23 protein-coding genes, 2 tRNA genes and 1 pseudogene are annotated in these 23,317 nt (G+C 67.4%); 8 read left to right on the top strand and 18 right to left on the bottom strand.

Features of this window, described 5'->3' with window-relative positions; all coding sequences use genetic code 11:
• The first annotated feature begins 150 nt into the window (after positions 1-150).
• Positions 151-543: an ML domain-containing protein gene (locus VMT40_RS22860; protein WP_326360672.1), complete on the top strand. Its 393-nt coding sequence runs from the start codon at positions 151-153 to the stop codon at positions 541-543.
• Between the two features lie 113 nt (positions 544-656).
• On the opposite strand, the gene VMT40_RS22855 is transcribed toward VMT40_RS22860, so the two are convergent.
• Both VMT40_RS22855 and VMT40_RS22850 read right to left on the bottom strand, forming a co-directional pair.
• Positions 657-741: transfer RNA gene (locus tag VMT40_RS22855), tRNA-Leu, on the bottom strand.
• Between the two features lie 95 nt (positions 742-836).
• Entirely contained in the window at positions 837-1,145 is a 309-nt protein-coding gene (locus tag VMT40_RS22850; protein WP_326360671.1) for a hypothetical protein, read from the bottom strand.
• Positions 1,146-1,319: 174 nt separating this feature from the next.
• Here VMT40_RS22850 and VMT40_RS22845 point away from each other — a divergent pair, with 174 nt between their 5' ends.
• Positions 1,320-3,593: an excinuclease ABC subunit UvrA gene (locus tag VMT40_RS22845; protein ID WP_326360670.1), complete on the top strand. Its 2,274-nt coding sequence runs from the start codon at positions 1,320-1,322 to the stop codon at positions 3,591-3,593.
• Positions 3,594-3,634: 41 nt separating this feature from the next.
• Here the strand turns inward: VMT40_RS22845 and VMT40_RS22840 are convergent, their stop codons facing one another.
• Positions 3,635-4,468 (bottom strand): tetratricopeptide repeat protein, encoded by an 834-nt coding sequence (locus VMT40_RS22840; protein ID WP_326360669.1) that lies wholly within the window; start codon positions 4,466-4,468, stop codon positions 3,635-3,637.
• 273 nt (positions 4,469-4,741) lie between these two features.
• On the opposite strand from VMT40_RS22840, the gene mihF reads away from it, so the two are divergent.
• From mihF to VMT40_RS22820, 4 genes are all read left to right on the top strand, one after another.
• On the top strand, positions 4,742-5,056 hold the full coding sequence (gene mihF / locus VMT40_RS22835) for an integration host factor, actinobacterial type (RefSeq protein ID WP_033091590.1): 315 nt from the start codon (positions 4,742-4,744) through the stop codon (positions 5,054-5,056).
• A 139-nt stretch (positions 5,057-5,195) separates the two neighbouring features.
• Positions 5,196-5,280: transfer RNA gene (locus VMT40_RS22830), tRNA-Leu, on the top strand.
• Between the two features lie 149 nt (positions 5,281-5,429).
• The gene (locus VMT40_RS22825) at positions 5,430-5,552 is read left to right on the top strand and encodes a hypothetical protein (RefSeq protein ID WP_326360668.1); all 123 of its coding nucleotides are present in this window, start codon (positions 5,430-5,432) and stop codon (positions 5,550-5,552) included.
• 9 nt (positions 5,553-5,561) lie between these two features.
• The gene (locus VMT40_RS22820; protein ID WP_326360666.1) at positions 5,562-5,774 is read left to right on the top strand and encodes a hypothetical protein; all 213 of its coding nucleotides are present in this window, start codon (positions 5,562-5,564) and stop codon (positions 5,772-5,774) included.
• Between the two features lie 110 nt (positions 5,775-5,884).
• Here the strand turns inward: VMT40_RS22820 and VMT40_RS22815 are convergent, their stop codons facing one another.
• Positions 5,885-6,568 carry a TetR/AcrR family transcriptional regulator gene (locus tag VMT40_RS22815; protein WP_326360665.1) on the bottom strand — a complete coding sequence of 228 codons (684 nt, stop codon included), beginning with the start codon at positions 6,566-6,568 and terminating at the stop codon, positions 5,885-5,887.
• Positions 6,569-6,686: 118 nt separating this feature from the next.
• Between VMT40_RS22815 and VMT40_RS22810 the strand changes: the two genes are divergently transcribed.
• Positions 6,687-7,232 carry an SRPBCC family protein gene (locus VMT40_RS22810; RefSeq protein WP_442790035.1) on the top strand — a complete coding sequence of 182 codons (546 nt, stop codon included), beginning with the start codon at positions 6,687-6,689 and terminating at the stop codon, positions 7,230-7,232.
• A 448-nt stretch (positions 7,233-7,680) separates the two neighbouring features.
• Here the strand turns inward: VMT40_RS22810 and VMT40_RS22805 are convergent, their stop codons facing one another.
• Positions 7,681-8,361, bottom strand: coding sequence for a TetR/AcrR family transcriptional regulator (locus tag VMT40_RS22805; RefSeq protein ID WP_326360663.1), 681 nt, complete (start codon positions 8,359-8,361; stop codon positions 7,681-7,683).
• 84 nt (positions 8,362-8,445) lie between these two features.
• Between VMT40_RS22805 and VMT40_RS22800 the strand changes: the two are divergent.
• Positions 8,446-9,602, top strand: a pseudogene (locus VMT40_RS22800) (FAD-dependent oxidoreductase).
• A gap of 50 nt (positions 9,603-9,652) precedes the next feature.
• Here the strand turns inward: VMT40_RS22800 and VMT40_RS22795 are convergent.
• From VMT40_RS22795 to VMT40_RS22735, 13 genes are all read right to left on the bottom strand, one after another.
• Positions 9,653-11,023, bottom strand: coding sequence for an amino acid permease (locus tag VMT40_RS22795; protein WP_442790053.1), 1,371 nt, complete (start codon positions 11,021-11,023; stop codon positions 9,653-9,655).
• A 142-nt stretch (positions 11,024-11,165) separates the two neighbouring features.
• Positions 11,166-12,167, bottom strand: a complete 1,002-nt coding sequence (locus VMT40_RS22790) for a proline racemase family protein (RefSeq protein WP_326360661.1) — start codon at positions 12,165-12,167, stop codon at positions 11,166-11,168.
• A gap of 1 nt (position 12,168) precedes the next feature.
• A complete protein-coding gene (locus tag VMT40_RS22785; protein ID WP_326360660.1) occupies positions 12,169-13,596 on the bottom strand; it encodes an FAD/NAD(P)-dependent oxidoreductase in 1,428 nt (475 codons plus the stop codon).
• On the bottom strand, positions 13,593-13,907 hold the full coding sequence (locus VMT40_RS22780) for a (2Fe-2S)-binding protein (protein ID WP_326360658.1): 315 nt from the start codon (positions 13,905-13,907) through the stop codon (positions 13,593-13,595). Before VMT40_RS22780 ends, VMT40_RS22785 begins: the two co-directional genes overlap by 4 nt.
• Positions 13,908-13,935: 28 nt before the next feature.
• Positions 13,936-14,847 carry a dihydrodipicolinate synthase family protein gene (locus VMT40_RS22775; protein WP_326360656.1) on the bottom strand — a complete coding sequence of 304 codons (912 nt, stop codon included), beginning with the start codon at positions 14,845-14,847 and terminating at the stop codon, positions 13,936-13,938.
• Positions 14,848-14,972: 125 nt separating this feature from the next.
• A complete protein-coding gene (gene mqo, locus VMT40_RS22770) occupies positions 14,973-16,454 on the bottom strand; it encodes a malate dehydrogenase (quinone) (protein ID WP_326360655.1) in 1,482 nt (493 codons plus the stop codon).
• Positions 16,445-16,732: a YciI family protein gene (locus VMT40_RS22765; RefSeq protein WP_326360654.1), complete on the bottom strand. Its 288-nt coding sequence runs from the start codon at positions 16,730-16,732 to the stop codon at positions 16,445-16,447. Before VMT40_RS22765 ends, mqo begins: the two co-directional genes overlap by 10 nt.
• A gap of 3 nt (positions 16,733-16,735) precedes the next feature.
• Positions 16,736-17,374: an FMN-binding negative transcriptional regulator gene (locus VMT40_RS22760; RefSeq protein WP_326360653.1), complete on the bottom strand. Its 639-nt coding sequence runs from the start codon at positions 17,372-17,374 to the stop codon at positions 16,736-16,738.
• Positions 17,358-18,593 carry an MFS transporter gene (locus VMT40_RS22755; RefSeq protein WP_326360652.1) on the bottom strand — a complete coding sequence of 412 codons (1,236 nt, stop codon included), beginning with the start codon at positions 18,591-18,593 and terminating at the stop codon, positions 17,358-17,360. Before VMT40_RS22755 ends, VMT40_RS22760 begins: the two co-directional genes overlap by 17 nt.
• Positions 18,590-19,672, bottom strand: coding sequence for an aspartate-semialdehyde dehydrogenase (locus tag VMT40_RS22750; RefSeq protein ID WP_326360651.1), 1,083 nt, complete (start codon positions 19,670-19,672; stop codon positions 18,590-18,592). The genes VMT40_RS22755 and VMT40_RS22750 overlap by 4 nt, the downstream gene beginning before the upstream one ends.
• Positions 19,666-21,048 carry a hypothetical protein gene (locus VMT40_RS22745; RefSeq protein ID WP_326360649.1) on the bottom strand — a complete coding sequence of 461 codons (1,383 nt, stop codon included), beginning with the start codon at positions 21,046-21,048 and terminating at the stop codon, positions 19,666-19,668. The genes VMT40_RS22750 and VMT40_RS22745 overlap by 7 nt, the downstream gene beginning before the upstream one ends.
• Entirely contained in the window at positions 21,045-22,094 is a 1,050-nt protein-coding gene (locus VMT40_RS22740) for an amino acid kinase family protein (protein WP_326360648.1), read from the bottom strand. Before VMT40_RS22740 ends, VMT40_RS22745 begins: the two co-directional genes overlap by 4 nt.
• Positions 22,084-23,313, bottom strand: coding sequence for a fatty acid desaturase (locus VMT40_RS22735; protein ID WP_326360647.1), 1,230 nt, complete (start codon positions 23,311-23,313; stop codon positions 22,084-22,086). Before VMT40_RS22735 ends, VMT40_RS22740 begins: the two co-directional genes overlap by 11 nt.
• Positions 23,314-23,317: the final 4 nt, after the last annotated feature.

Here is a 23,317-nt window from a genome sequence, read left to right as displayed (position 1 = left end):
AATCGCATTCGGTAGTCGGTTCTGGTGACAATCGGACCTATTCTTCGGGTTGCTGGTCGTCGAAGATTGAGGTCCAGCACCGAGCCGGAAGCGGGGATTCTCGGCGTCGGATACTCCGCACAGTGGAATCAACGAAGAACGGTAGTGACCATGAGCGCTTGGCACTATGTCGACACCAGCTCGCTCAGTGATCCGATACAGATCCAGTCGATCGTGATCGCGCCCGATCCGCCCAAGCCTGGCTCCGATCTGAAGGCCACGATCGTGGCTCGAGCCGACCGGGAGATCGAGCCGGGCGCCTACCTCGATGTCACCGTCAAATTCGGGGTCGTCCAGGTACTTCATCGCACTTACGACCTGTTCGACCCGATGGACTGGAGCATTGATGCGACGGCACCGCTCCAGAAGGGCGACCATACCCTCGGCGTGGTTGTGAGGATTCCACCCACCGTCGCGCATACCAGGTGCGTGGTCCAGATTCGGGGCTACACCGTCAATGACGAGGAAATGGCCTCCCTCGATGTCAGACTCGACTTCACGTAGGCGGCCACCAAAAGCCATGCCGGGTAACCGATCGCAGCCGCTGGGGGTTCGATACGGCTGGAAACGAGAAGGCGTGAATTCATTTGCCAAGCAAGGGAATTCACGCCTCGTAGTGTCCGGAGGGGGACTTGAACCCCCACGCCCTAATACGGGCACTAGCACCTCAAGCTAGCGCGTCTGCCATTCCGCCACCCGGACCGGTGATGCTGGACAAGATTAGCGGAGAGGTTGGGGGAAAGGGAAATCGGGGCTGGGCCAGGCGAAATGGGGTGCGCGGGCGGGGGATTCGTGGGTCAGTGGAGGATGCCGAGGAGGTTGGCGTTCTTGATTTGGGTGTCCTTGTTGGCTTGGACCTGGCAGAGGGATTGGACGGCGGCCATGGAGAGGTCGACCTGGGTGCCGGGGGGCTCGTGGTCGTTGCCGGTCTGCTGCTTGATGAACTTGGTGATGGTGACGCGCTGGGTGTCGGCGTTCTGGGCGAGGTAGTCGCTGCAGGTGGTGTCGCCGCCCTTGTTGAGGGCCTTCTCGACATCCGAGCAGCCGGACAGCAGGGTTGCGGCTAGTGCGGCGGCGGCCACGGCCGTCCATCGCGCGGTGTTCATCATGCGTTCCTCGGGGGTCGTGCGCGGCGGTGTCGGCCGCGCGATCGACCGCCACTGTAGATGGGCGCGACCGTTCGGCAATCGGGGGCGGACCCGGAGATTCAGCCCGAAAGACTGTGATTTGCATCACAATTCCCCGCACGTTGAGGGGGGTACGAATGGCATGGTGGGCAGATGCCCTTCGCCTCCACCGATACGATTCGGGTCCTCGGCGCCCGCGAGCACAATCTGCGCAACGTCTCGATCGACATCCCCAAGAACAAGATCACCGTATTCACCGGGGTGTCCGGCTCCGGTAAGTCGTCGATCGTCTTCGACACCATCGCCATCGAATCCCAGCGGCAGCTGTACGCCACCTTTCCGGCCTTCGTCCTGAATTTCCTGCCCCGCTACGAGCGCCCGCACGCCGAGGCGATCGAGAACCTGACCGCGCCGGTCATCATCGATCAGAAGGCGGTCGGCGGCGGACCGCGCTCCACGGTCGGCACCATGACCGATATCTACGCGCTGATCCGAGCGTTGTTCGCGCGCTTCGGATCTCCGTCGACCGGGCTGGTTTACGACTACTCGTTCAACACACCGCAGGGCATGTGCCCGGACTGCGACGGGCTGGGCGTGGCCATCACCGCCGACCCCGACAAACTCGTGGACCGCACGAAATCGCTGAACGAGGGCGCGATTCTGCTGCCCGGCTACAACGTCGGCAGCGGTGATTGGCAGATGTACGTCAATTCTGGCCGTTTCGACGCCGACAAGAAACTCGCCGATTACGACGACGCGGAATGGCACGAGCTGCTGCACGGCAGCGGCGGCAAAGTGGAATTGTCTTTCGCGAAAGGCACCTGGAAAGCCAATTACGAAGGGCTCGTGGACAAATTCACCCGAACCCGGCTCAAGCGCGACACCTCCGGATTGTCGGAGAAGACCCGCGAGCAGATCCAGCGTTTCCTCACCGAGGGCGTGTGCCCGTCGTGCCAAGGCGCTCGCCTGAATCCGAAGGCGCTGGCCACCAAGATCAATGGCCGCACCATCGCCGACTGGACCCGGCTGCAGATCACCGATCTGATCGAGGTGCTGGGCGAGATCGAGGATCCGGCCGCTGTGGGCCTGGCCGATGCCACCCGGATCGCCCTGCAGCGCGTCGCCGATATCGGGCTCGGCTACCTGAGTCTCGACCGCGCGACCTCGACGCTGTCCGGCGGCGAAGGCCAGCGCCTGAAGATGATCAAACACCTGGGCAGCACGCTGGTCGGAATGACCTACATCTTCGACGAGCCCAGCGTCGGCCTGCACCCGCGCGATGTGGGGCGACTCAACCGCATGTTGGAGGCGCTGCGGGACAAGGGGAATACGGTCCTGGTCGTCGAACACGATCCCGACGTCATCCAGATCGCCGACCACATCGTCGATGTCGGGCCGCGGGCCGGTGCGCACGGTGGCGAGGTGGTGTTCACCGGCAGCTTCGCGGAACTGAAGCGGGCCGACACGCTCACCGGCGCGGGGTTGCGCCGTACCTTCCGAGTCAAAGACGATTTCCGGACCGCGACCGGCGAGCTGACGGTAGCTAATGCCAAGGCGCACAACCTGAAAGATGTCACCGTCGCCATCCCGACCGGCGTTCTCACCGCGATCACCGGTGTCGCGGGCTCCGGTAAGAGCAGTCTCATCCGAGACGAATTCCTGGCCCGATACCCGGAATCGGTGTTCGTCGACCAGTCCGCCATCGCCGCGTCCTCGCGCTCGACACCCGCCACCTACCTCGGCCTCATGGATCCCATTCGCAAGCTGTTCGCCAAGGCCACCGGCGAACCCGCGAGCCTGTTCAGCTTCAATTCCGACGGCGCGTGCCCGGAATGCGGCGGCCGCGGGGTGATCATCACCGAGATCGCCTACATGGATCCGGTGACCACACACTGCGAATCCTGTGACGGCCGCCAGTTTTCCGACCGGGTCCTCGCACTCACGCTGCGCGGCAAGTCGATTGCCGATGTGCTGGAGCTCTCGGCGGAGGCGGCCGCCGAATTCTTCCCGGAGAAGGCATTGAATGCCAAGTTGCGCACCATGAATGAGGTCGGCCTCGGCTATCTGAGCCTGGGTCAGGCCATGAGCACCCTGTCCGGCGGCGAGCGTCAGCGCATCAAGCTGGCGACGCAGTTGCAGAACACCGACACCGTCTACGTCCTGGACGAGCCGACCACCGGCCTGCACATGTCCGATGTCGATACCCTGCTGACGCTCATGGACAACCTGGTCGAGCGCGGCAATACCGTCATCGTCATCGAACACAATCTGGATGTGGTGGCGCACGCGGACTGGGTCATCGATCTGGGGCCCGACGGCGGTAAGAACGGCGGAGAGGTCGTCTTCACCGGCACGCCCGCGCAGCTGTTGACCCACCCGGTCTCACTGACGGGGGAGTACCTGCGCCGCTACAAATCCGCCGCCTGACGAGAAAGGTTGCAGCGCACGCCGATTCGCACCGACTGCCATCAGCCCAGGTGCGATTCGGCGGCGCTGGCGGCCCGCCACACCCGCGCCTCGCTGACATTGCCCCGCCGGTTCAACAGTTCCGCGAGCCCCGCCATGGCGCGCGCGTCGCCGTGTTCGGCCGCGGTGCGCCACCAGTGTTCGGCCTCGGAGAACTCGCCCCGGCGGTAGCGCAGCACGCCGAGGTCGTAGGCCGCGGCTAGGTGCCCGAATTCGGCTGCCTGCGTCCACAGTTGGCAGGCTTGGACCTCGTCGCCGCGACTCTGCATCGCCACACCGAGCTCGTAGAGCGCGTTCTGATAGCGACTGGCTTCGGCGCGCGGTTCGGGGGCGGGCGGGGTGAGGGCGACGGTCAGTTCGACGACGAGCTCACCGAAATCGGGCGGGCCGACCCCGGTGCTGCAGTGCAGGACGGTCATGGTGGGTTCGCGGGTGATGAGCATCCCGTAGTTGCCCGACCACGACACCGTGGCCTCGCTCTCGTCCACCCAGACCGGTGTCAGCGTGATGGCCGCGTCGGCTCCGGTCGGACACACCTCGAGGTCGATGCCACCGGTCATGGCATCGCTCCACACGTCAACCCCCCTGAGTCGGCGGCCGCCCAGCAACACGTCGCCGCGGTCCACGCCCAGCCCGATGCCGAGGCTGCGCACCCCGGGCCGCGGGGCGGCCGTGCGCAGGGTGAGCCGGACCGTGGTGGGCGAGACGCCGATGGCCTCCGAGTGCAGCGGATAGACCTGGGCTCCGTTCCAGGTCACGGGCTCCGCGCTGTCGTATCGTTCCGCCAGGGGTGGTGCGGTCGCAGCCGGTTCGGCGTACGAATACGACCCCTTCATCTGCCCCGCCTTCCGCCGGTGCCGAGTGATGTTCGCGCATACCGTAGTACCGATACCGCCCGCGGCGTCCCGTATTTGCCAGCTACGTTTTCCAGCAAACACCTGGTCAGGTGACCGGTGTCCGAAGTGCCCGCCGCGGGTACCCGAAGGCCGTAATTCGCCGGTCGCTCGACGTGTCGGCCACGTCTACGCGGTGTGTCGTACTTGCGCAAGGCCTACTGTCCTGTTGAATCGTCGGCGAAATACCAGCGAACGAGTGAAAGGTAAGGACATATGGCTCTGCCCACCATGACCCCCGAACAACGCTCCGAGGCGCTGGCCAAGGCCGCCGCGGTTCGCAAGGCTCGCTCGGAGATGATCGCGCAGGTCAAGAAGGGCTCGCTCAGCCTCGGCGAACTCCTCAAGCGCGCCGACAAGGAGGACCTGGTCAAGAAGACGAAGGTGTCGGCCGTCATCAAGGCGCTCCCGGGCATCGGCCCGGTCAAGGCGGCCAAGCTGATGGACGAGGCCGAGATCCCCGCCGACCGTCGCATTGGCGGTCTGGGCTCCCGGCAGCGCGCCGCGCTGCTCGAGGCCCTGAAGGCCTGAGATCGGGGAGTGGCCTGCCGGGTCGCGAAATCGACCCGGCGGCAACCACTCCATCGCGTCTGGCTGCTCGGTGAAACCGCAGGAAATCGGCCGATTTGGTCCAGGCGGTCCGATCCGATAACCTTGCTGAGCACCACCGGTCCGGGTGGCGGAATGGCAGACGCGCTAGCTTGAGGTGCTAGTGCCCGTATTAGGGCGTGGGGGTTCAAGTCCCCCTCCGGACACAGAGAAGGTCTCCCTCTACTACAGAGGGAGACCTTTTTCTTTGTCAATCCACCCCACACCCCGACCCGCCGTCTACCTCGACGTGTGTCGCCGCCCACCCCGGCGAAACCGGTGTGTCACAGTCCGATCGAGACTAGCTTGCCCGAGTGTGGCCGACAATCCACCGAATCCGCACGACGCCTACTTCCGTCAGGTCCTGGGCCGGTCGAAGGAGATGGCCGGTGAATTGCGCGCGGTGATGCCTCCCACGATGGCCGCGCCCCATGCCTAGGAGGTCATCGTGACAACGGCTGAACGACTCCGCGCCGAGGGCGAGGCACGTGGCGAGGTGCGGGGGCGGGCGGAGGCGCTGCTCGACTTGCTGACGCTGAAGTTCGGGGCCGTGCCGGTGAAGGTCGAGGATGTTGTGCGCGGGGCCGACGCAGGTCGGCTGCGTATGTGGGCAGCTCGAGTGCTTGCCGCCGAGAGCCTCGATGACGTCTTCACCGCTTGAAAAGCGCTCCTCCTGACTGCAGGAGGGGCCGTTTCTCTCTATCAATGAGCTTGTGCCCTACACCTTCCCGGACGATTGGGCCGGAGCCGCAGACGGACCTGGCGCGAGGATCAGCTCGGGGTCGGGTTGGCGGTTCCTGTCATCAGGTCGTAGCAGTAGTTCACCCAGCTGGTGACGAATCGGTCGGCGTCGACATCGAGCGGGGGATGCCCGTAGGTCCATTGTGCGCGTTGGTAATTGAAGATCGCGCCGATCATGATGGCCGCGGAGGCCTCCGGATCCTGGGATGGGTGGCTCGTCTGGCCTGCCCAGCGCGTGGTGAACTCCACGGCGGCGCGATGGGCACTGTCTATGAGCTGCACCCGGATTCGGTCGCGGAGTTCGGGGAAGCGGTCGCCGTCGCGCTCGACGAAACGGAACAGATCGCGCTGCTGATCGATGGCGGCCAACAGCCAGCGGCAGGTCAGCGTGAGCTCCGAACGCAGGTCTTGCAGGGGTAGTAGACCGAGCACGGCCGCCTGTGCCTGCGCGGTCTCCCGGATGCGGTGATCCACCGCCGCGGCGAGGACGGCCTCCTTCGAAGTGAAGTGCCGGTAGAAGCCGCCGCCACGCGGGGCCAGCCCGGCCGCGCCCTCGATGTCACCGACGGTGGTGCCTGCGAAGCCGTTGTCCGCGAACAGTTTCAGGGCTGAACGAAGCAGCCGCTCGCGCGTCGAACCACCGGGCTCGTCGGTGGCGGCGTCGGAACCCGACGTCGCCGCGCGTTCGGGCTTGGGCGGGAGGCGTTTCGGCATTCGGCCATTATCGCCCGCGGCCATGCTGAGCCATCATCCGCATTGACCATGCCATCAAATGATTACTAGAATCATCAACCGATGGCATCCGTCCCTTTCTTTCTACAAGAGGCATACCGTGACCAAGACGAATCTCACCGCCACCATCGACATCGACGCTGAACCGGCCCAGGTCTGGAGCGTGGTGTCCGACCTGCGGCGGATGCCCGAGTGGAGCTACCAGTGCCGGGCCATGCGGCCATTGGGCACGATCCGCCAGGGCGCGCACACGGTGAATTGGAACCACCGCGGACGGAAGTACTGGCCGACGGTCTCGCGCATCGAACGCTTCGAGCCAGGCCGGGCCGTCGCCTTCCGGACCCTGTCGAACAACAGCGTCTGGTCCTTCGAGATCACACCGACCGCCACGGGCTCACGCCTGATCCACCGCCGCGACGTGCCGCCGGAGGGGACGAAATGGATTTCCCGGATCATCGTCGAGCACATCCTCGGCGGTGAGCAGAACTTCGACGTCGAGATGCTCGACGGCATGAACACCACCCTCGACAAGATCAAGTCCGTGGTCGAGCGGGGGTCACAGGGCGTGGTAGATGAGGATCAAGAGTGCGCAGGCGGGGGCGGCGAGGGTTGCTACGAGGGAGAGCCAGGTGGCTGCGCGGGCTAGGGGGCTGCGGGTGAGGTCGGGGGTGGACATGGATGTTCTCCGGGCGGACATGTGATGCGGTGGAAGTGGCAAATGTAATCGCCATCACATGTCATTCGAAGACGCATAAGGTCCAACACCGGCGGAGGGGGCGATGGCGGCTGTTGGACGAACCTCCAGCCGCTAGATCCGGTTCACCCGGGCTCGGTGGTTACTTCCGGTTGCGGTATTCGGCGATTTCGCGTGCGCGGAAGTCCATGTTGTTTCGATCGTGGAAGAAGGCGAACACTCCCGCTGTCACAATGCCCGCGAGGATGAGCGTCGTCATGAGGAACCGCCTTTCGTCATTCGGAGAAAACAGTGGACCGTTCGCGAGCGTAGGATTCCGCGACGCCGATCGGCAATGCGTTGGGACGGAAGGCACAGTCGTCCGCCACAGCCTCACATCGGCGGCGGAATGTGGTCTGGCTCATGGCTTGCGGTTCAGCGTGTCGATGCCGCCGAGGATGAGGTCGATACCGGCGAGGAACTGCTCGCGGTCGTCGTGATCGCGCAGTTGGGCCGCGATTCGGTGGACAAAGGGGTATTGGTCGGCGTCCAGCCGCGTCCACTCGGCCGCGACAGTGGCCAGGAAGGCCGCCCGATCGGTGTCGGGCGGTACCAGGCGCGCGCCCGCGGCGTACTGTCCCGCGAGGCCGAGCACACAGTTGACAAGCGCTGTGGCGCAATCGAATTGCGCATGCTCGGGAACCCCGAGCGCCTGCAGTTGCGCACCCATGCCCTCGAGAATCCGCAGCATCCCGGACTGCCACGGCTCTCGTGACAGCTGCGCGCCCGCCCACGGGTGCGCGTCGATGGCGTCGAACACCCCGAGCGCGAGGGTTCGGATCGTCTGTCGCGGCGTATCCGCTTCGGCCATTTCGGTGACGACCCGGGCGATGATCGCGTCGGTCGCCGCCGCGAGCAGCTCGTCCTTGTTGGCGACATGGTGATAGATCGCCCCGCTTCCGGTGGTCAGACGCGCGGCGAGGGACCGGAAGGTCAGGGCGTTTTCGCCGCCGGTGTCGAGGATGTCGATCGCGGCCTCGACGATTCGGTCTTTCGACAGCCCGTCCGCACGCCGCCCGGTCCGTCGCGTTGTGGTCGTCATGACACCCATCTTGACACGAATGGAACGTTGTTCCAAAGTGGCTATGGAACAACGTTCCAATGCTGATTCGAGAGGAGTACGACGATGACAACGCCAGTCACGATCATCGGCGCTGGCCTGGGCGGTCTCACGCTCGCACGCGTCCTACACGTCCACGGCCTCCCCGCGACCGTTTACGAGGCCGATCCCGCCCCGCAGGCCCGCACCCAGGGCGGCCAGCTGGACATCCACCCGAACGATGGGCAGTGGGCGCTGGAGGTCGCCGGGCTCACCGACGAATTCCGGGCCATCATCCATGCGGGCGCGGAAGCCACCCGCGTCCTGGACCCGCACGGCACCGTTCTGTTGGACCTCCCCGACGACGGCACGGCGACCCGCCCCGAGGTACTGCGCGGCGACCTGCGCCGCATCCTGCTCGATTCGCTACCCGCGCAGACGGTGCGATGGGGATACAAGGTGAGCGGCGTTCGCGCCCTCGGCGAGGGCCGCCACGAGCTGTCGTTCACCAACGGGGAGACGGTGGTCGCCGAGCTGCTGGTCGGCGCCGACGGCGCCTGGTCGAAGGTTCGCCCGCTCTTGTCTTCTGCCACACCCGAATACATCGGCGTCACGTTCATCGAGACCTACCTCCACGACGCCGACACCCGCCATCCCGCGACGGCCAAGGCGGTGGGCGAGGGCGCGATGTCCGCGCTGACACCGGGCAAGGGCATCGTGGCCCACCGCGAAGCGGGTGGCACCCTGCACACCTATGTCGAGCTGACGCGCCCCGCCGAATGGATCGCCACCCTCGATTTCAGCGATCCCGCTACGGTAATCGCCCGTCTAGCAGCGGAATTCGACGGCTGGGCCCCCGAACTCACCGCGCTGATCACCGCCTCCGACACCGCCCCGGTCGCCCGCATGATCCACACCCTGCCCACCGGACACCGCTGGCGCCGCGTACCCGGCGTCACCCTCCTCGGCGACGCCGCCCACCTCATGCCCCCTCGGGCGACGGCGCCAACCTGGCCATGCTCGACGGCGCCGAACTCGCCCTGGCCATCGCGGCGCACCCCAACGACATCGAAGCGGCCCTCGCCGCCTACGAGGACAAACTGTTCCCGCGTGCCGCTGCCTTCTACGAGGACGCCTACGAGATCCTCGACCTGTGTCTCGGCGACCGCGCCCCCTTCGGCCTCATCGATCTGTTCACCGGAGCCCCGACCGCCACACAGGATTCCGCGGTCGCGACGCCGTAGGGCCCGGAAGCCATTGCCGAGCAATGCCTTCCGGGCCGTATCGGGTGGGGTCAGGCGGTGGTCTTGTTGAGGGTGGAGTTGCGGTAGCCGAAGCCGAGGTAGAGGGCCAGGCCGAGCACCAGCCAGATGACGAAGCGGAGCCAGGTCACCCAGGTGAGGTGGCTGATGAGCCAGATCGAGAAGCCGACGCCGAGGAGCGGGACGAAGGGGACCCAGGGGGTGCGGAAGGCGCGTTCGGCGTCGGGACGGGTGCGGCGCAGGCGCATGACGCCGAGGGCGACGACGATGAACGCCATCAGGATGCCGACATTGGTGAGTTCGGCGGCCTGGCGGATCGGCAGGAATCCGGCGATGAGCGCGGAGACGACGCCGACCGGCCAGATCACCCGGGTGGGAACCTTACGGGCGGAACGGGATTCGCTGAAGTAGGACGGCAGCAGGCCGTCGCGGCTCATGGCGAATCCGACGCGGGTCACGGCGAGCATGTTGGCGAAGGCCGAGGTGGTGACGCCGACGACCGCGCCGACCGCGATCACCAGGCCCAGGATTCCCATGCCGATGGTGTCGAAGGCGCTGGAGAACGGCGAGGACACATTGATGTCGGTGTAGTTGACCATGCCGACGATGACCAGGCACACCAGCAGGTAGACCAGCGCCGCGATGCCGAGGCTGATCATGATCGCCTTGGGGATGAGCTTCTTGCCCTCACTGGACTCCTCGGCGGCCGCGCTCATGGCGTCGTAGCCGTAGACGGCGAAGAAGGCCAGCGCCGCACCGGATACCGCGCTGCCGATCCCGAAGGGGAAGTAGGGGGTGTAGTTGCCGGTCTTGATGTGCAGGGCGCCCGCGATGACCACGATCGCGACAATGGTCAGCTTGAGCGCGACGAGTCCGGTTTGCACGCGGGCGGATTCGCGGGTGCCGCGCGAGAGCAGGAAGGCCAGCAGCAGGCACAGCAGCATCGCGAAGACGTCGACCTTGTGGCCGTGGCCGGAGCCCGGTGCGCCCAGCGCCCAGGTGGGCAGGTCGAAGCCGATGTAGTGGGTGATGTAGTTCAGATACCCCGACACCGCGATCGCCACCACCGACACGATGGCGGTGTATTCGAGCAGCAGATCCCAGCCGATAATGAAGCCGATGATCTCGCCCAGTGCGACATAGGAATACGTGTAGGCCGAGCCCGCCCGCGGCACCATGCCCGCGAACTCGGCGTAGCACAGGGCGGCCGCACCGGAGCCGACGACGGCGATGAGGAAGGAAATCAGCACCGCCGGGCCCGCCACATCGTGGGCCACGACACCGGCCAGGGAGAACACGCCCGCCCCGACCAGCCCGCCGAGGCTGAGGGCCACTAGCTGCCACAGTCCCATGCTCTTGGTGAAATCACCGGTGTCGCCGACGGTTACGGGCATTCGCCGCATCATCGCGCGGGGGGACAACTTGGGGCGCGCGGGTTTGGTGACGACGGAATTCATTGCTGGGCCTCTCACGGGGTATTGCGAAACTGCGCGGTGGTGCTGAATTGCGGTGTGATCGAAGGGAAGTGGCACGCGGTCGCGGCCACTAGAAGACGAATCCCTCGGGGAAGGGGTCCGTGGGGTCGAGGAGATAGGTGGCGGTGCCGGTGAGCCAGGCCCGGCCGGTGATCGTGGGCACGATCGCGGGCCGGTCTCCGACGGTGGTGGCCCCGACCGACCGGGCCAGGAAGGTGGTGCCGATGAGCGAATCACTGCGCAGCACATCGTCATTGGCGAGATATCCGCGCGCGTGCTGGCGCGCCAGCAGCGCGGAGGTGCCGGTGCCGCAGGGGGAGCGGTCCGACCAGCGCGGGTAGTTGGCCATCACATTGCGGACGTGCGCGGGCTCGGAATCCGGGGCGAGGAACATGGCATGTTTGCAGCCAGAGATCCGTTCGTCCTCGGGATGCACGGGACGCCGGAATTCGTTGATGGCGTCCAGGATTCGCAGCCCGACGTCGAGGATGCGGTCCTTGTGGGCCCGGTCGTAGGGCAGCCCGAGCTTGCCCAGATCGATAATCGGGTGGAAGTTGCCGCCGTAGGCCATGTCGTACCGCACCGTTCCCAGCCCGGGCACCTCGATGTCGTTGTCGAGGCTGTCGCAGAAGGCGGGCACATTGGTCAGGGTCACCGAGTCCGCGTGCCCGTCGGTGACCGCGACCGCGGCGACAATCCGGCCGATGGGCATGTCCAGCCGGATCTCGGTGACGGGCTCGCTGATCGGCACCATTCCGGCCTCGACCAGTGCGGTGGCGACGCCGATGGTGCCGTGCCCGCACATCGGCAGCATTCCGCTGGCGTCGATGAACAGGACCCCGAAGTGTCCGTCCGGGGTGGTGGCGGGTTGCAGGATCGCGCCGACCATCGACGCGTGTCCGCGCGGCTCGTTGACGAGCAATCCCCGTAGCCCGGAACGGTTTTCGGCGAAGTAGGCCTGCCGTTCGGCCATGTCGAGGCCCGGTATCGTGCCGACCCCGCCGGTGATGACCCGGGTGGGCATGCCTTCGGTATGGGTGTCGATGGCGGAAACGAGGTGGCTGCTGCGCATCTCAGGGTTGTCCTTCACTGTCGAATTCGGCGAGTTCGCGCAGCCGCACCGGCGCGGCCAGGGGACGCCAGGCCGGTGTCGCGGCGGCGAGACCGTCGGTGGCGGTCCCGTCGGGGTAGGGCTGTGTCCGCAACGCGGCGATATTGGCCGCGCACATGCGCCCTTGGCAGGGGCCGAGACCAGCGCGAGTGGCGAGTTTGACCGGCCGGTAGCCGTCGCCCGCGGAGCGGGTCCAGGCCGCGGTCAGTTCGGCGTGGGTGGTGCCCTCGCAGCGGCAGATCACGGTGCTCGGCCGCGACCAGCTCAGGACGCCGGGCCGGATGGGATGGGCGGCCGCCAGCCGGGCGACGAACTGTCGCGCGGTGCGATGGCGTGCGCGCAACGCCCGGTCCGTGTCGGGATCGCCACCGGCGGCGGCGATCCCGGCGACCGTGCCTTCGATCTCGGAGACGGCGGCACCGCCGATGCCGGTGATTTCCCCTGCCGCCCAGACGGTTTCGGCGGTGGTGTGCTGGGTGTCGTCGACCTCGACGAATCCGGAGGCGTCCAGGCGCGCTCCGGCCGCGAGCGCGAGTTCGTGTTGCGGGGTGAATCCGTGGGAGACCGCGACCGCGTCGACCGCGATCGTGGTGTGGCTGCCGGGGATCGGTGTCCAGTTCTCGTCGAGCCGGGCGACGGTGGCCTCTTCCACGCGTCCGTCACCGGACACCGCGACCACCGCGCGGGAGGTGTGCAGTGGAATCCGGTGCCGCACACCGCATCCTATGTATTCGACCAGCTCGCCGACCTTGCCGAGGTTGTGGCGCAGTTGCCACGGATTCGCGGCCCAGTGCCGCAGGATGCGCCGCCCCGGATTGGCTTCCAGCACGGCCGTCACCCTCGCGCCACCCAGGGCCAGTGACTGTGCCACGGGCAGCAGGAAGGGACCGGTACCCGAGACCAGCACCGACCGGCCGACGAGCACGCGCTGGGTTTTCGCGAAAGTCTGTGCGGCACCGGCGGTATACACCCCGAGCAAGTCCCAGCCCGGGAACGGGCACACCCGGTCGTAGGCGCCGGTGGCGATCACCAGCGCGTCGCCCTGCACGACCCGGTGGGTGCGTCGCTCGCCCTCCTGGCCGATCAGCACGCGCACGGCGGGACAGCCGCCCTCGGCGTGCTGTTCGATCTGATAGACCGCTGCCCACGCCAGGTACTCGCAGCGCGGGTGCTCGCTCAGCAGCCGCGCCCGGCGTTCCGCGGCGAGGTAGCCATGACCGATGCTCAGCGGCCGCCGCACCCCGTAGGCGGCGGGAATCCTGCGGTTGTATTGGCCGCCGAGTTGTTCATTGAAATCGATGAGCGTGACGCGCGCACCACACCGAAGCGCGGAGTCGGCGGCCGCGGTTCCGGCCGGACCGCCGCCGATCACCACCACGTGCCGGGTCATCGCGCACCGCCGTCGAGCCGGGACTGGGTGGTGACCGCGTCGCCGTCGCGGGCGGGACGCCGACACAGCCGCACGTCCGGGATGCCGTTCACCGTTGCCACGCAGTCGAAACACACACCGATGCCGCAGAACACACCGCGCGCGCCACCGGTCGGCGCGGTGCGCCACCGACTGCGTCCATCGGCCAGCAGCACCGAGGCCAGCGTCTGCCCGTGCACGCCGGGGACGGCGATGCCGTCCAGGGTGATCGACAGTGGTCGATCCGCGCGGCCGACCGGATCGGAGTCCGGTGGAATGATTGTGGGGCTCAACGGAATATCTCTCTCGTAGCGGGGCGGCTCAGTGATGGCCCAGGGCCAGGACCGCGCGGGTGTCGGCGTCGACGCGGGCCAGCAGATCCGGAGTCAAGGGCAGCCGTGGCGGGCGGCAGCCGCCGCCGTGTCGTCCGGCCAGATCCATCGACCGTTTGATGGCCTGGACGAATTCGGTGCGCGAATCCCAGCGCAGCAGCCGGTGCAGTTCGCGGTACAGCGGCAGCGCCTTGTCCAGGTCGCGGTTCAGCGCCGCGTCGTAGAGCGCGACGGCCGAGCGCGGAATCGCGTTGGCGTAGCCGGAGATCCAGCCGACGGCACCGGCGATGCCGAGTTCGAGCACCACGTCGTCGGAGCCGATGAGCACGTCGAGATCGGGTGCGAGTTCTTTGATCTCGTAGATGCGCCGGACATCGCCGGTGAACTCCTTGACCCCGACGATCAGGCCCTCGGTGTGCAGCTCGGCGAGCAGGTCGGGGGTGAGGTCGATGTGGGTGTCGACGGGGTTGTTGTAGGCCACGATCGGCAGTCCGACCTGGGCCACGGTGCGGTAGTGGTCCAGGATGCAGTCGCGGCCGCCGCGATAGGTGTTGGGCGGCAACAACATCACCGCGTGCGCTCCGGCGCGGGCGGCCTGTTCGGACAGCCGGGCCGCCTGCAGCGCCCCGTAGGCGGCGACGCCGGGCATGACGGTGAATCCCGGTGGGGCGGCGGCGATCGCGGTGGCGACGACCTCCGCCCGCTCGGTGTCGGTGAGGGTCTGGTATTCGCCCAGCGACCCGTTCGGGCTGACGCCGTGACATCCGTTGGCGGCCAACCACGCGACGTGCTCACCGAAGGCGTCGTGATCGACGGTGTAGTCCCGCGCGAAGGGCAGCGTCGTGGCGACCAGCACCCCGTGCCAGGGCCTGCTCGCGGGCGTCGCGATCGAATCGGACATCGTCGTCTCCTTCTGTGAGCCGGTGCGGGATACCGCCACCAAAGGCTCTGTGTTATGTGAAGTGTGACATTGCACAGAGCGTAACTAAGTGGCCTGCGTCACGCAAGATGGGTTTTCGGGTCAGGTCACGCGGGCGCGCGCAGTCGGAGCACCGAGTTCGTCCACGCCGAAATCTCCTCGCAGAGAGCCGGATCGGAGTTCAGCGAGCGACCGTAGGCCGGGATCATCCGGCGAATCTCCGACGCCCAGCGCGCCCGCTGCGCCGGGAAGCAGCGGTCGAGCAGTGCCAATACCGCCGATACCGCGCCCGAGGCGCCCGGCAGTGTGCCCAGGAATCCGGTCAGGGAACCGTCCGCCGTCGCGGCCACGGAGGTGCCGAATTCGAGCGTGCCGGACCGCAGCCAGCCGTCGGAGAGGACGGATTGCACGCGCTGACCGGCGGTGATCAATTCCCAATCGCCGGGCTGGATCCCGGGCGCGAACTCGCGCAGGGCGCGCAGTCGCCCGCGCATCGGCTGGGTGGCATCCTCGATCAGGAACCGCAGCAACGGCCGATTGTCCATCGCTACCCGGGCCAGGGGGACCAGATTCCCCACGCCCACCGAGCGTGGAAAGTCCAGGGCCGAGCCGTATTTCAGGAACCGCGGTGACCATCCGCTGTAGGCCCCGAACTCGAGGTGTCGGCGACCGTCGATGATTCGGGTGTCGAGATGTCTGGCGGACATTGGGGGAGCGCCCGGGGCGGGCAGGCCGAAGACCTTGGCGTGATGGGAGTTCACCACCTCCGGGTTCGTGCAGCGCAGGAACTGGCCGGACACCGGAAATCCGCCCACGTGCCGAACTTCTCGTACCCTCGCACGCCGCAGGAGCGACAGCGAATGGCCGCCCGCGCCGACGAATACGAAGCGCGCGTCGACCGTGGACCGTCTCTTGGTGCGACGGTCCTCGAGATCCAGACGCCAGCCGGGATCGGCTCTGAACAGCGACGTCACCTCGCAGTCGAGATGGATAGGCGTTGTCCTACAGAGGAATTCGAACAACCCCCGGGTGAGCTGCCCGAAGTCGACATCGGTCCCCGCTGTGCTCCAGCTGATCGCGGTCTCGGCGGGGGAGTTGCGACCGGCCGCCAGCAGGGGCAGCCGGTCGGCGAGCAGTCCCGGATCGGCGCTGAAGCTCAGGTCGGCGAACAGTGGATGGGGTGCCAGCGTGTCGTAGCGCCGCCGCAGGTACTTCACATTTTCAGCCCCCTCAACAAAGCTGAAATGGTCGACCGCGGTGATGAATCCGCCGGGCTCGCCCAGTATCGAGTGTTCGACCGCCCAGGCCCAGAACTGGCGCGAAACCTGGAATTTCTCATTGACTTCCATCGCCTTGGAAATGTCGACGGTTCCGTCGGGCCCGCGCGGCGAATAGTTGAGTTCGCACAGGCCCGCGTGCCCGGTTCCGGCATTGTTCCAGGGCTCGCTGCTTTCCAGACCCACCTCGGGCAAGCGCTCGTACACCGCGATCGTCCAGTCGGGCTGCAATAGTCGGATCAGGGTGCCGAAGGTGGCGCTCATGATGCCCGCGCCGATAATGGCGACATCCACCCGCTCGGTCACAGCCATCCGAACCTGACGCTCCACGGCAGCACCCGCACGCCGGTGAGGACGTTCTGGGTGGCGAACGGGTCACCGGCGAACAATTCCCGGACGGCGATCTCGTCTTCGGCTTCGACGACGAACAGTGCTCCGGAGAGATCCGCGTACCTTCCGGCCAGGTGGATCGTGTTCGCCTCGTAGAGGCTTTTCACCCAGTCGAGATGCGGAACATGGTGCCGCTCATAGTTTTTCGCCTGCGTCGATCCCGGAGCGCCGTAGGAGTATTCCACTGCGAAGATGGGCATGGTCTACCTCGTGATGCCGAAGGACTCTTCGATGACGGCCCGCTCGTCCGCGTGCCGTACCACGGCCATCGCCTCGGCGGCCCGCGCGCGATTGTCCGCGTCCAGATCTTGGGAGACCTTGAACCGGCCGATGATTTCCTCGATCTGTATTTCGAATCCGGTGACCCGGCCGATGATCTGGTCGATGCGCGGATGGCCGTAGTCGAGTTGATAGTCGTGAGGATCGGATTTCTCGGCGATGCTGGCTATGCCATCCAGGAGTTGTTTGCGGTCGTTCAGGAGCGTGGCCGTGCCCCGGACGTGGACACTGATCGAATTCCATGTGGGCAGCGGATTTCCGGTGAGCACCTTTGGCGACAGGTAGGCGTTGGGCCCGTGGAACAGCACGGTGACCGGACGCCCGTCGAGGAGCCGGGCGTGCGGGTTGGCGCTGTCGAGATGGCCGAACAGTGTGCCGCGCGGCCCACGGTCACGATGCAGGATCAGCGGCAGGTTGGTGGCGACGATCTCGTCTGGCCGTGGCGCCGAGAGCATGGTGGCGAATCGGTACATCTCCATGATGCGCAGGGATTTGCGTTCGTCCATTTCCAGATGCACCCGCGGCGGGTACAGCGGGTGGTGCCGTTCAGAACTGTTGGACACGGACAGGTGCTCCTTCTTCTCGAGGGCTTTCGATGAACACGCCACGCCCGGCGTACGCGCCCGCGACGCCCTGGACGACGATGCAGACGGCGAGCACGGCCAGGACCGGGCCCCAGGAGCCCGAAAGATCGTGCAGCGCACCGGCTCCGACCGGACCGACCGCGGACAGCGAGTAGCCGACCGTCTGGGTGAGGCCCGCGACCAGAGCCGCCTCGGCGGCGGTGCGGGTCCGCAGCAGCGGCAGGGAGAACGAGGCGCCACCGGCGATGCCGAGCCCGGCCCCGAACACGACCATCCACACCGGCGTCCAACCGTCGGGTCGCAGGGCGATTCCGGCGGTCCCGGCCAGCAGCAGCGCGGGACCGAGGACGGTCGCCCACACCTGGCTACGGGTGCGGTGGATGGCGATCGAGACACCCAGCGCGCAGGGGATGGCGGTCAGTTCCGCGAGTGCGAGCAGGAACGACGCACTGCCGCTGCCGTGTCCGGCCTGCACCAGGATGTTCGGCAGCCATCCGGCGATGGTGAAGAACAGGACGGACATGATGGCGAAGAACGTCACGATCGACCAGGTGAGCGGCTGGTAGACCACCGCCGCCAGGCTGATCGTCGGCCGTTGGGCGGCAACGGTTCCGGCGTCGCCCTCCCGTCTACGCAGCAGCAGCCAGGCCGGTGCCGCCATCGCCACCGGGATCACCCAGACGAACAGGCCCCACTGCCAGGAGCCGAGCCATCGCGAAATCGGCAGGGTTACAGCGGCTGTCAGCGCGGGACCCAGGTACAGGCAGACGGTGTAGAGGCCCATCAGCGGCCCGCGTCGATGCGGCGGGTGCCCTTTGATGTAGGCGGGCAGCAGCACGTTCAATCCGGTGATCCCGGCACCGATCACCACCATGCCCCACAGCATCGGCACCAGGCCCGGCAGCAGTCGAATGCCGAACCCGGCCGCCAACACCAGCAGGGCGTAGGCGATGACGGATCGATAGCCCAGGCGCGTACCGAGCCTCGACACGAACGCCGACAGCATCCCGAACACCAAAATAGGTGCGGCGCTGAGCATTCCAATGGTCGCCGAGTCGGTGTGCGTGTCGGATCGGATGAAGGTGGCGACCGGAGCGAGGGCAGTGATCGCGGGCCGCAGATTGAGCGCGACCAGGAAGACCGTGACCGACACCGCCCACATCGGCACGGGTTTGGTGGTGCTCGTCGCCGTACTCATGAGGACCGGACCCGACTAGGTAGCAGGTCGGTGTTCAGGAGTTCGGCGATCTGAACGGCATTGAGCGCCGCGCCTTTTCGGAGGTTGTCGCCGCTGATGAACAGCACCAGGCCGCGACCGTCCTCGACGCTGCGGTCCGCTCGGATGCGACCGACAAGGCTGGGATCGCGACCCGTGGCCGCCAGCGGTGTCGGCAGGTCGTGCAGCCGCACACCCGGTGCGGCGGCCAGCAATTCGGTCGCCTGTCGCGGCGTGATCGGTTCGGCGAATTCGGCGTGCACGGCCAGCGAGTGGCCGGTGTGGACCGGCACTCGCACGCACGTGGCCGCTACCCGCAGATCCGGGATCGCGAGGATCTTGCGGCTCTCGTGGCACAGCTTCTGCTCCTCGTCGGTCTCGAGCGAACCGTCGTCGACGAGGTTGCCCGCCCACGGGATCACGGTGAATCCGAGCGGGGCCGGGAACCGCACCGGGTCGGGGAAATCCACCGCGCCGCCGTCGAATGCCAGCTCACCGCCGTGCCCGCGGGCGGCGTCGATGGCGGCCGACAGCTCGTCGAGCCCGGTGAAGCCGCCGCCGGAGGCCGCCTGATAGCTGCTCACCGTCAGCCGGACCAGTCCGGCGCGGCGGTGCAGCGGCGCGAGGACGGGCATGGCGGCCATGGTCGTGCAGTTCGGGTTGGCGATGATGCCCTTGCGGGCCGCGGACACGGTGTCGGCATTGACCTCGGCCACGCTCAAGGGCACGTCCGGGTCCAGCCGCCAGGCCGAGGAGTTGTCGATCACCATGGCCCCCGCGGCCGCGAATCGCGGGGCGTGGGTGCGGGCGACGTCGCCGCCCGCGGAGAAGATCGCGATATCGAGTCCCGACGGGTCGGCGGTGGCCACGTCCTCGACGAGGATCTCCTCGACACCAGCGCCGTTGTGCCAGGGTAGTTTTCGTCCGGCCGAGCGCGCGGAGGCGAAGTACCGCAGCTCGGCGACGGGGAACTCGCGCTCGGCGAGCAGGCGGCGCAGGACCGCGCCGACCAGTCCGGTCGCCCCGACAATGCCGACGCGTAATCCTTCGGCTCTCACCATGTCCGGTCTCCCGCCGCTGTCGGGTGCAGCCAGCGCAAGGGGTCCGGCTCGGCCGGGCGGGCGAAGTACTCCACGTCCCGCACCAGCCCCGCGCTGTCGACCGGTGCCCCGGCCGTCCGCTCGAGTCGTTCGTCGTTGGCGCGTCGGCTGCGCGCGCCGAAGGGCAGATTCCCGAAGCGCGCGAAGCGAATCGCGCCCTGCGGATCGCGGCAGGAGATCACCTCGCCGCGCACGAACCGGCTGGCCGGGAACGGCACGTCGAGCCTGCCCTCGGCGAAGGCCACGCCGATCGAGTCGATGAGATCGGGCGCGTCGAGCACCGGGTCGATCAGCTCGCGCACCTCGCGTTCGATCGCGTGCTGCTCGCGGGCGATGGCCTCCTCGTCGAGAACGAACCAGTCGAAGGCGGCGCTCATCCCGAAGCGGGTGGTCACCAGGCCGACGGCGTTCTCGGCCATGGTCGGTATGCCGCTGGCCTCCGCGGGCGATTTGGTGATCACCTTGGCCGCGTGTCCGCGGGCCGCGATGAGCCCGCCGTATCCGATGAGTTCGACGGCGCGGTCGCGGTCGGCGGGGAACACGCCCATGAACTGATGCAGCACCGTGTGCACCCGCACCTCGGGCCGGTCGGCCAGATAGTGGGCGGCCAGGGTGGTGATCGCGCGCAGGGCGGCCAGATCCTGCCAGGGGTGCCCGCCCTGCGGGTAGGAGATCGACAGGCACCGAACCCCTTGTGCCGCAGCGAGTACGGCCTCGAGCAGCGTGGTGGCCAGGCAGATCGACGGCGGCATGAGCACGCCGGTGAGCGTGCCGAACAGCTCGCGGTCGACGGTCACCCCCGCGGCGGTGATCTCGCCCGCGAGCCGGTCGATCTGCTGCCAGGTTCGCAGGGATTCGGTGATCGGCACGTCCTTGGCGTAGGGCACGTTGTAGCCGATGCCGCCGCCCTCGAACGAGGTGAATCCCGACGCGATGCTCACCGCGAACAGCTGCCGCGCGTCCGGTGAGCCGTGGCGCACCTGAATCGGCGCGGCCACCGCCTCGTTCAGCTCACGGCCCAGTCGCCAGCCGTGCGTGATCAGCGGGTACCCATTCAGGCTCGCCGGATCGGCGGCCAGGGCGGCGCGCACGCTGTCGAAGCGCAGCAGCCGGGTGTGCGAGTCGACGGTGACGGTCGCGATATCCGGTGCGGCCGTGGCCTCCAAGCCGGTCAACAGTGCCCGCATGGCCTCGTGCCCGCCGACTCCGCAGCGCGGCTGTATCAATGGCCGTGCGCGCGAAGCGGTCTCGTCCAGGAGTTGAGCGACCGTCGGTTTGCCCAGCGCTCGCATGTAGGCGATGGACGAGTCGAGATCGGGGAGTTCGGAGACGATCACGCCGGATCACCTCCGGCGTGCTCGGAAGCACCGGAGCGGGTCAGCAGGTCGCTGTGGTTCGAGCGCCGCTTGGGCCGCACGAATTCGGTGGCGGGCAGCGCACTGTCGACCAGCCGTGCGTGTAGGGCGTTGGCGACCGAGTCCAGCTCCGCGAGACCGACGACGCTGCTGCGTGCCCGTCCTTCGGTGTCGATCACCGACACCAGCCCGTACTCGCCGATCGGGTCCAGTCGCCGCCGGTCGGTGACGACGGCAGCGCGGCCGGATCCGGTGCCGACCACGGTGCCGGTGGCCGCGACCAGCGCACCGTCGATCTCGCCGGGCGTCAGTGCCCGGCACTCGATGCGCACGCCGTGCGCCTCGGCCATCCGGACCGAATCGTGGTGCAGCACTTTCGCACCGGCCAGCGACATGGCCGCGCACTGCCGGTAACTCAGCTCGGGCATCAGTTGGGCCGCGGGCACGACGTGCGGATCGGCGGTGAATACGCCGGGCACGTCGGAGAAGATCTCGCAGCGGTCGACACCGAGCATGGCGGCGATCGCGACCGCGGTCAGGTCGGAGCTGTTGCGCCCCAGCATGGTGACGCGACCGGTGGCGTCGGTGGCCTGCCCGCCCGCGACCACCACCACGCGGTGCTCGCGCAGCGCGTCCAGCAGCGGCCGCGGGTCCATCGAGATGATCTTCGCCCGGGTGGCCTGCCCGTCACTGCCGAGCCCGTTCTGTCCGGCCCACAGGTCGATGGCCGCGCAGCCCTGCGCGTCGAGCGCGACGCGCAGGAAGCTGGCGCTGACCATTTCGCCGGTGGCCAGGATGTGGTCCTGGGCCGAGGCCCGGAGTTCGGGATCCAGGGAGCGGGCCGCCTCGAGCAGGCGGCCCGTGGTGCCGGACATGGCGCTCACCACGGCCACCACGCGCCGCCGCGGTGGGCCGTCGGGGCTCACCAATCCGGCCAGATAGCCTGCGACGGCGGTGTAGTCGTCGAGATCGATGAAGCAGGAGCCGCCGAACTTGACGACCGTGATGTCGTATCCGCTATCCGGCACGGCGTACCTCGACCACGGCGGCCTTACTTCGGCGCTTCTCACCGGACAGGCCCCATTCGGTGGGCTGTTCGTTGGCGAGGATCTCGAACACCTTGCCGATCGAATTGCCCAGGCCCCAGACATCGGTGTAGGCGGGCCATTTCGGGTGTCCGGCGTCGATGTCGGATTGGCGGGCGTACCCCGCGCGGACCCATTCGCTGGTGGAGGGTCGGCGGTGGTGGAAGTCGTGCTGGGCCAGATCGCCGGGCACCACCGTGATCCGGGATGGCAAATGGTAGAACAGCATTCGCAGGGTCCAGCGGGCCCAGGCGCGCAGTGCGGCACCCAGGGGCAGCCCGGGTTCGGGGACCGGATCACCGCTGAAGCGGCCCCAGGAGTGCGAGACGTGGAAGGCGCGCCCGGACAAGCGCAGATCCTTGGCCTTGAACCAGGCGTGCTCGCTGAGGAACTCCAGCAGCGCGACGATGTGATACACCGGCACCAACGGAACCAGCACCGCGAGGGTGAATTCCAGCCAGGTGCCCTGCCAGGCCACCAGCCCGAAGACCACCGCGAGATATCCCGCACCCATGAGCTTGCGGTAATTCGCGCAGCGCCACAGGTTCTGGGCGAAGCGGGTGTAGAGGAATTCGCCGTGGAACTTGGGGGAGACGATCACCACCGCCAGTCGCCGCCACAGCGCCCGCTCGGTCATGCCCGGCCGGAATCGCAGTTGCAGCAGATGCTGGATCGTCGGATCGGCGATGGTGGCGAAGGTTTCCTTGCGGTGGTGCAGGTTGATGTGGTCCTCGTAGTACTGGTCCGCGTCGTCGGTGCACACCAGCGTGGACAGCACCTGGTGGATCATGCGGTCACGGTGGATCTTGTGGGTGAAGCGGGCGTGGATCGCGTGGTGGGCGATCACCGTGGAGCACACCCGGGCCGCCGAGGTGCTCAGTACCCAGCACGGCGGCAGCAGCAGCCACCACCACGACAGCCCGCCCGCCACGATCCACCAGGCCGGGCCGATGCCGACGGCCAGTGCGAGCAGATCGCAGAGCAGATAGGTGACGGGGGTGAGTCGAATCAGGGGTTGCTGGCCGGGCAGCGCCTTGCCGGTGATCCAGGTCCACAGATGCTGGGTCCAGGCCGGGAAGCGTTGGTAGGAGGCGCGAATCGCGGCCGACTCGGCCTCATTGTCCGGTGTGACGGGGGAAGTGTGGCCCGTTGATGTGACCATCGTG

Origin of the sequence: Nocardia sp. CDC160 (assembly GCF_035818795.1) — a bacterium.
Lineage (GTDB): Bacteria > Actinomycetota > Actinomycetes > Mycobacteriales > Mycobacteriaceae > Nocardia.
Note: the sequence above shows the minus strand (reverse complement) of the source record. Positions and strands in the feature narration are given on the sequence as shown.

Bases quoted from the DNA above. Each gene is read 5' to 3' on its own strand.
- VMT40_RS22860 (WP_326360672.1), top strand. From the start codon at position 151: ATGAGCGCTTGGCACTATGTCGACACCAGCTCGCTCAGTGATCCGATA.
- VMT40_RS22850 (WP_326360671.1), bottom strand. From the start codon at position 1,145: ATGAACACCGCGCGATGGACGGCCGTGGCCGCCGCCGCACTAGCCGCA.
- VMT40_RS22845 (WP_326360670.1), top strand. From the start codon at position 1,320: ATGCCCTTCGCCTCCACCGATACGATTCGGGTCCTCGGCGCCCGCGAG.
- VMT40_RS22840 (WP_326360669.1), bottom strand. From the start codon at position 4,468: ATGAAGGGGTCGTATTCGTACGCCGAACCGGCTGCGACCGCACCACCC.
- mihF (WP_033091590.1), top strand. From the start codon at position 4,742: ATGGCTCTGCCCACCATGACCCCCGAACAACGCTCCGAGGCGCTGGCC.
- VMT40_RS22815 (WP_326360665.1), bottom strand. From the start codon at position 6,568: ATGCCGAAACGCCTCCCGCCCAAGCCCGAACGCGCGGCGACGTCGGGT.
- VMT40_RS22805 (WP_326360663.1), bottom strand. From the start codon at position 8,361: ATGACGACCACAACGCGACGGACCGGGCGGCGTGCGGACGGGCTGTCG.
- VMT40_RS22795 (WP_442790053.1), bottom strand. From the start codon at position 11,023: ATGCGGCGAATGCCCGTAACCGTCGGCGACACCGGTGATTTCACCAAG.
- VMT40_RS22790 (WP_326360661.1), bottom strand. From the start codon at position 12,167: ATGCGCAGCAGCCACCTCGTTTCCGCCATCGACACCCATACCGAAGGC.
- VMT40_RS22785 (WP_326360660.1), bottom strand. From the start codon at position 13,596: ATGACCCGGCACGTGGTGGTGATCGGCGGCGGTCCGGCCGGAACCGCG.
- VMT40_RS22775 (WP_326360656.1), bottom strand. From the start codon at position 14,847: ATGTCCGATTCGATCGCGACGCCCGCGAGCAGGCCCTGGCACGGGGTG.
- mqo (WP_326360655.1), bottom strand. From the start codon at position 16,454: ATGGCTGTGACCGAGCGGGTGGATGTCGCCATTATCGGCGCGGGCATC.
- VMT40_RS22765 (WP_326360654.1), bottom strand. From the start codon at position 16,732: ATGCCCATCTTCGCAGTGGAATACTCCTACGGCGCTCCGGGATCGACG.
- VMT40_RS22755 (WP_326360652.1), bottom strand. From the start codon at position 18,593: ATGAGTACGGCGACGAGCACCACCAAACCCGTGCCGATGTGGGCGGTG.
- VMT40_RS22750 (WP_326360651.1), bottom strand. From the start codon at position 19,672: ATGGTGAGAGCCGAAGGATTACGCGTCGGCATTGTCGGGGCGACCGGA.
- VMT40_RS22735 (WP_326360647.1), bottom strand. From the start codon at position 23,313: ATGGTCACATCAACGGGCCACACTTCCCCCGTCACACCGGACAATGAG.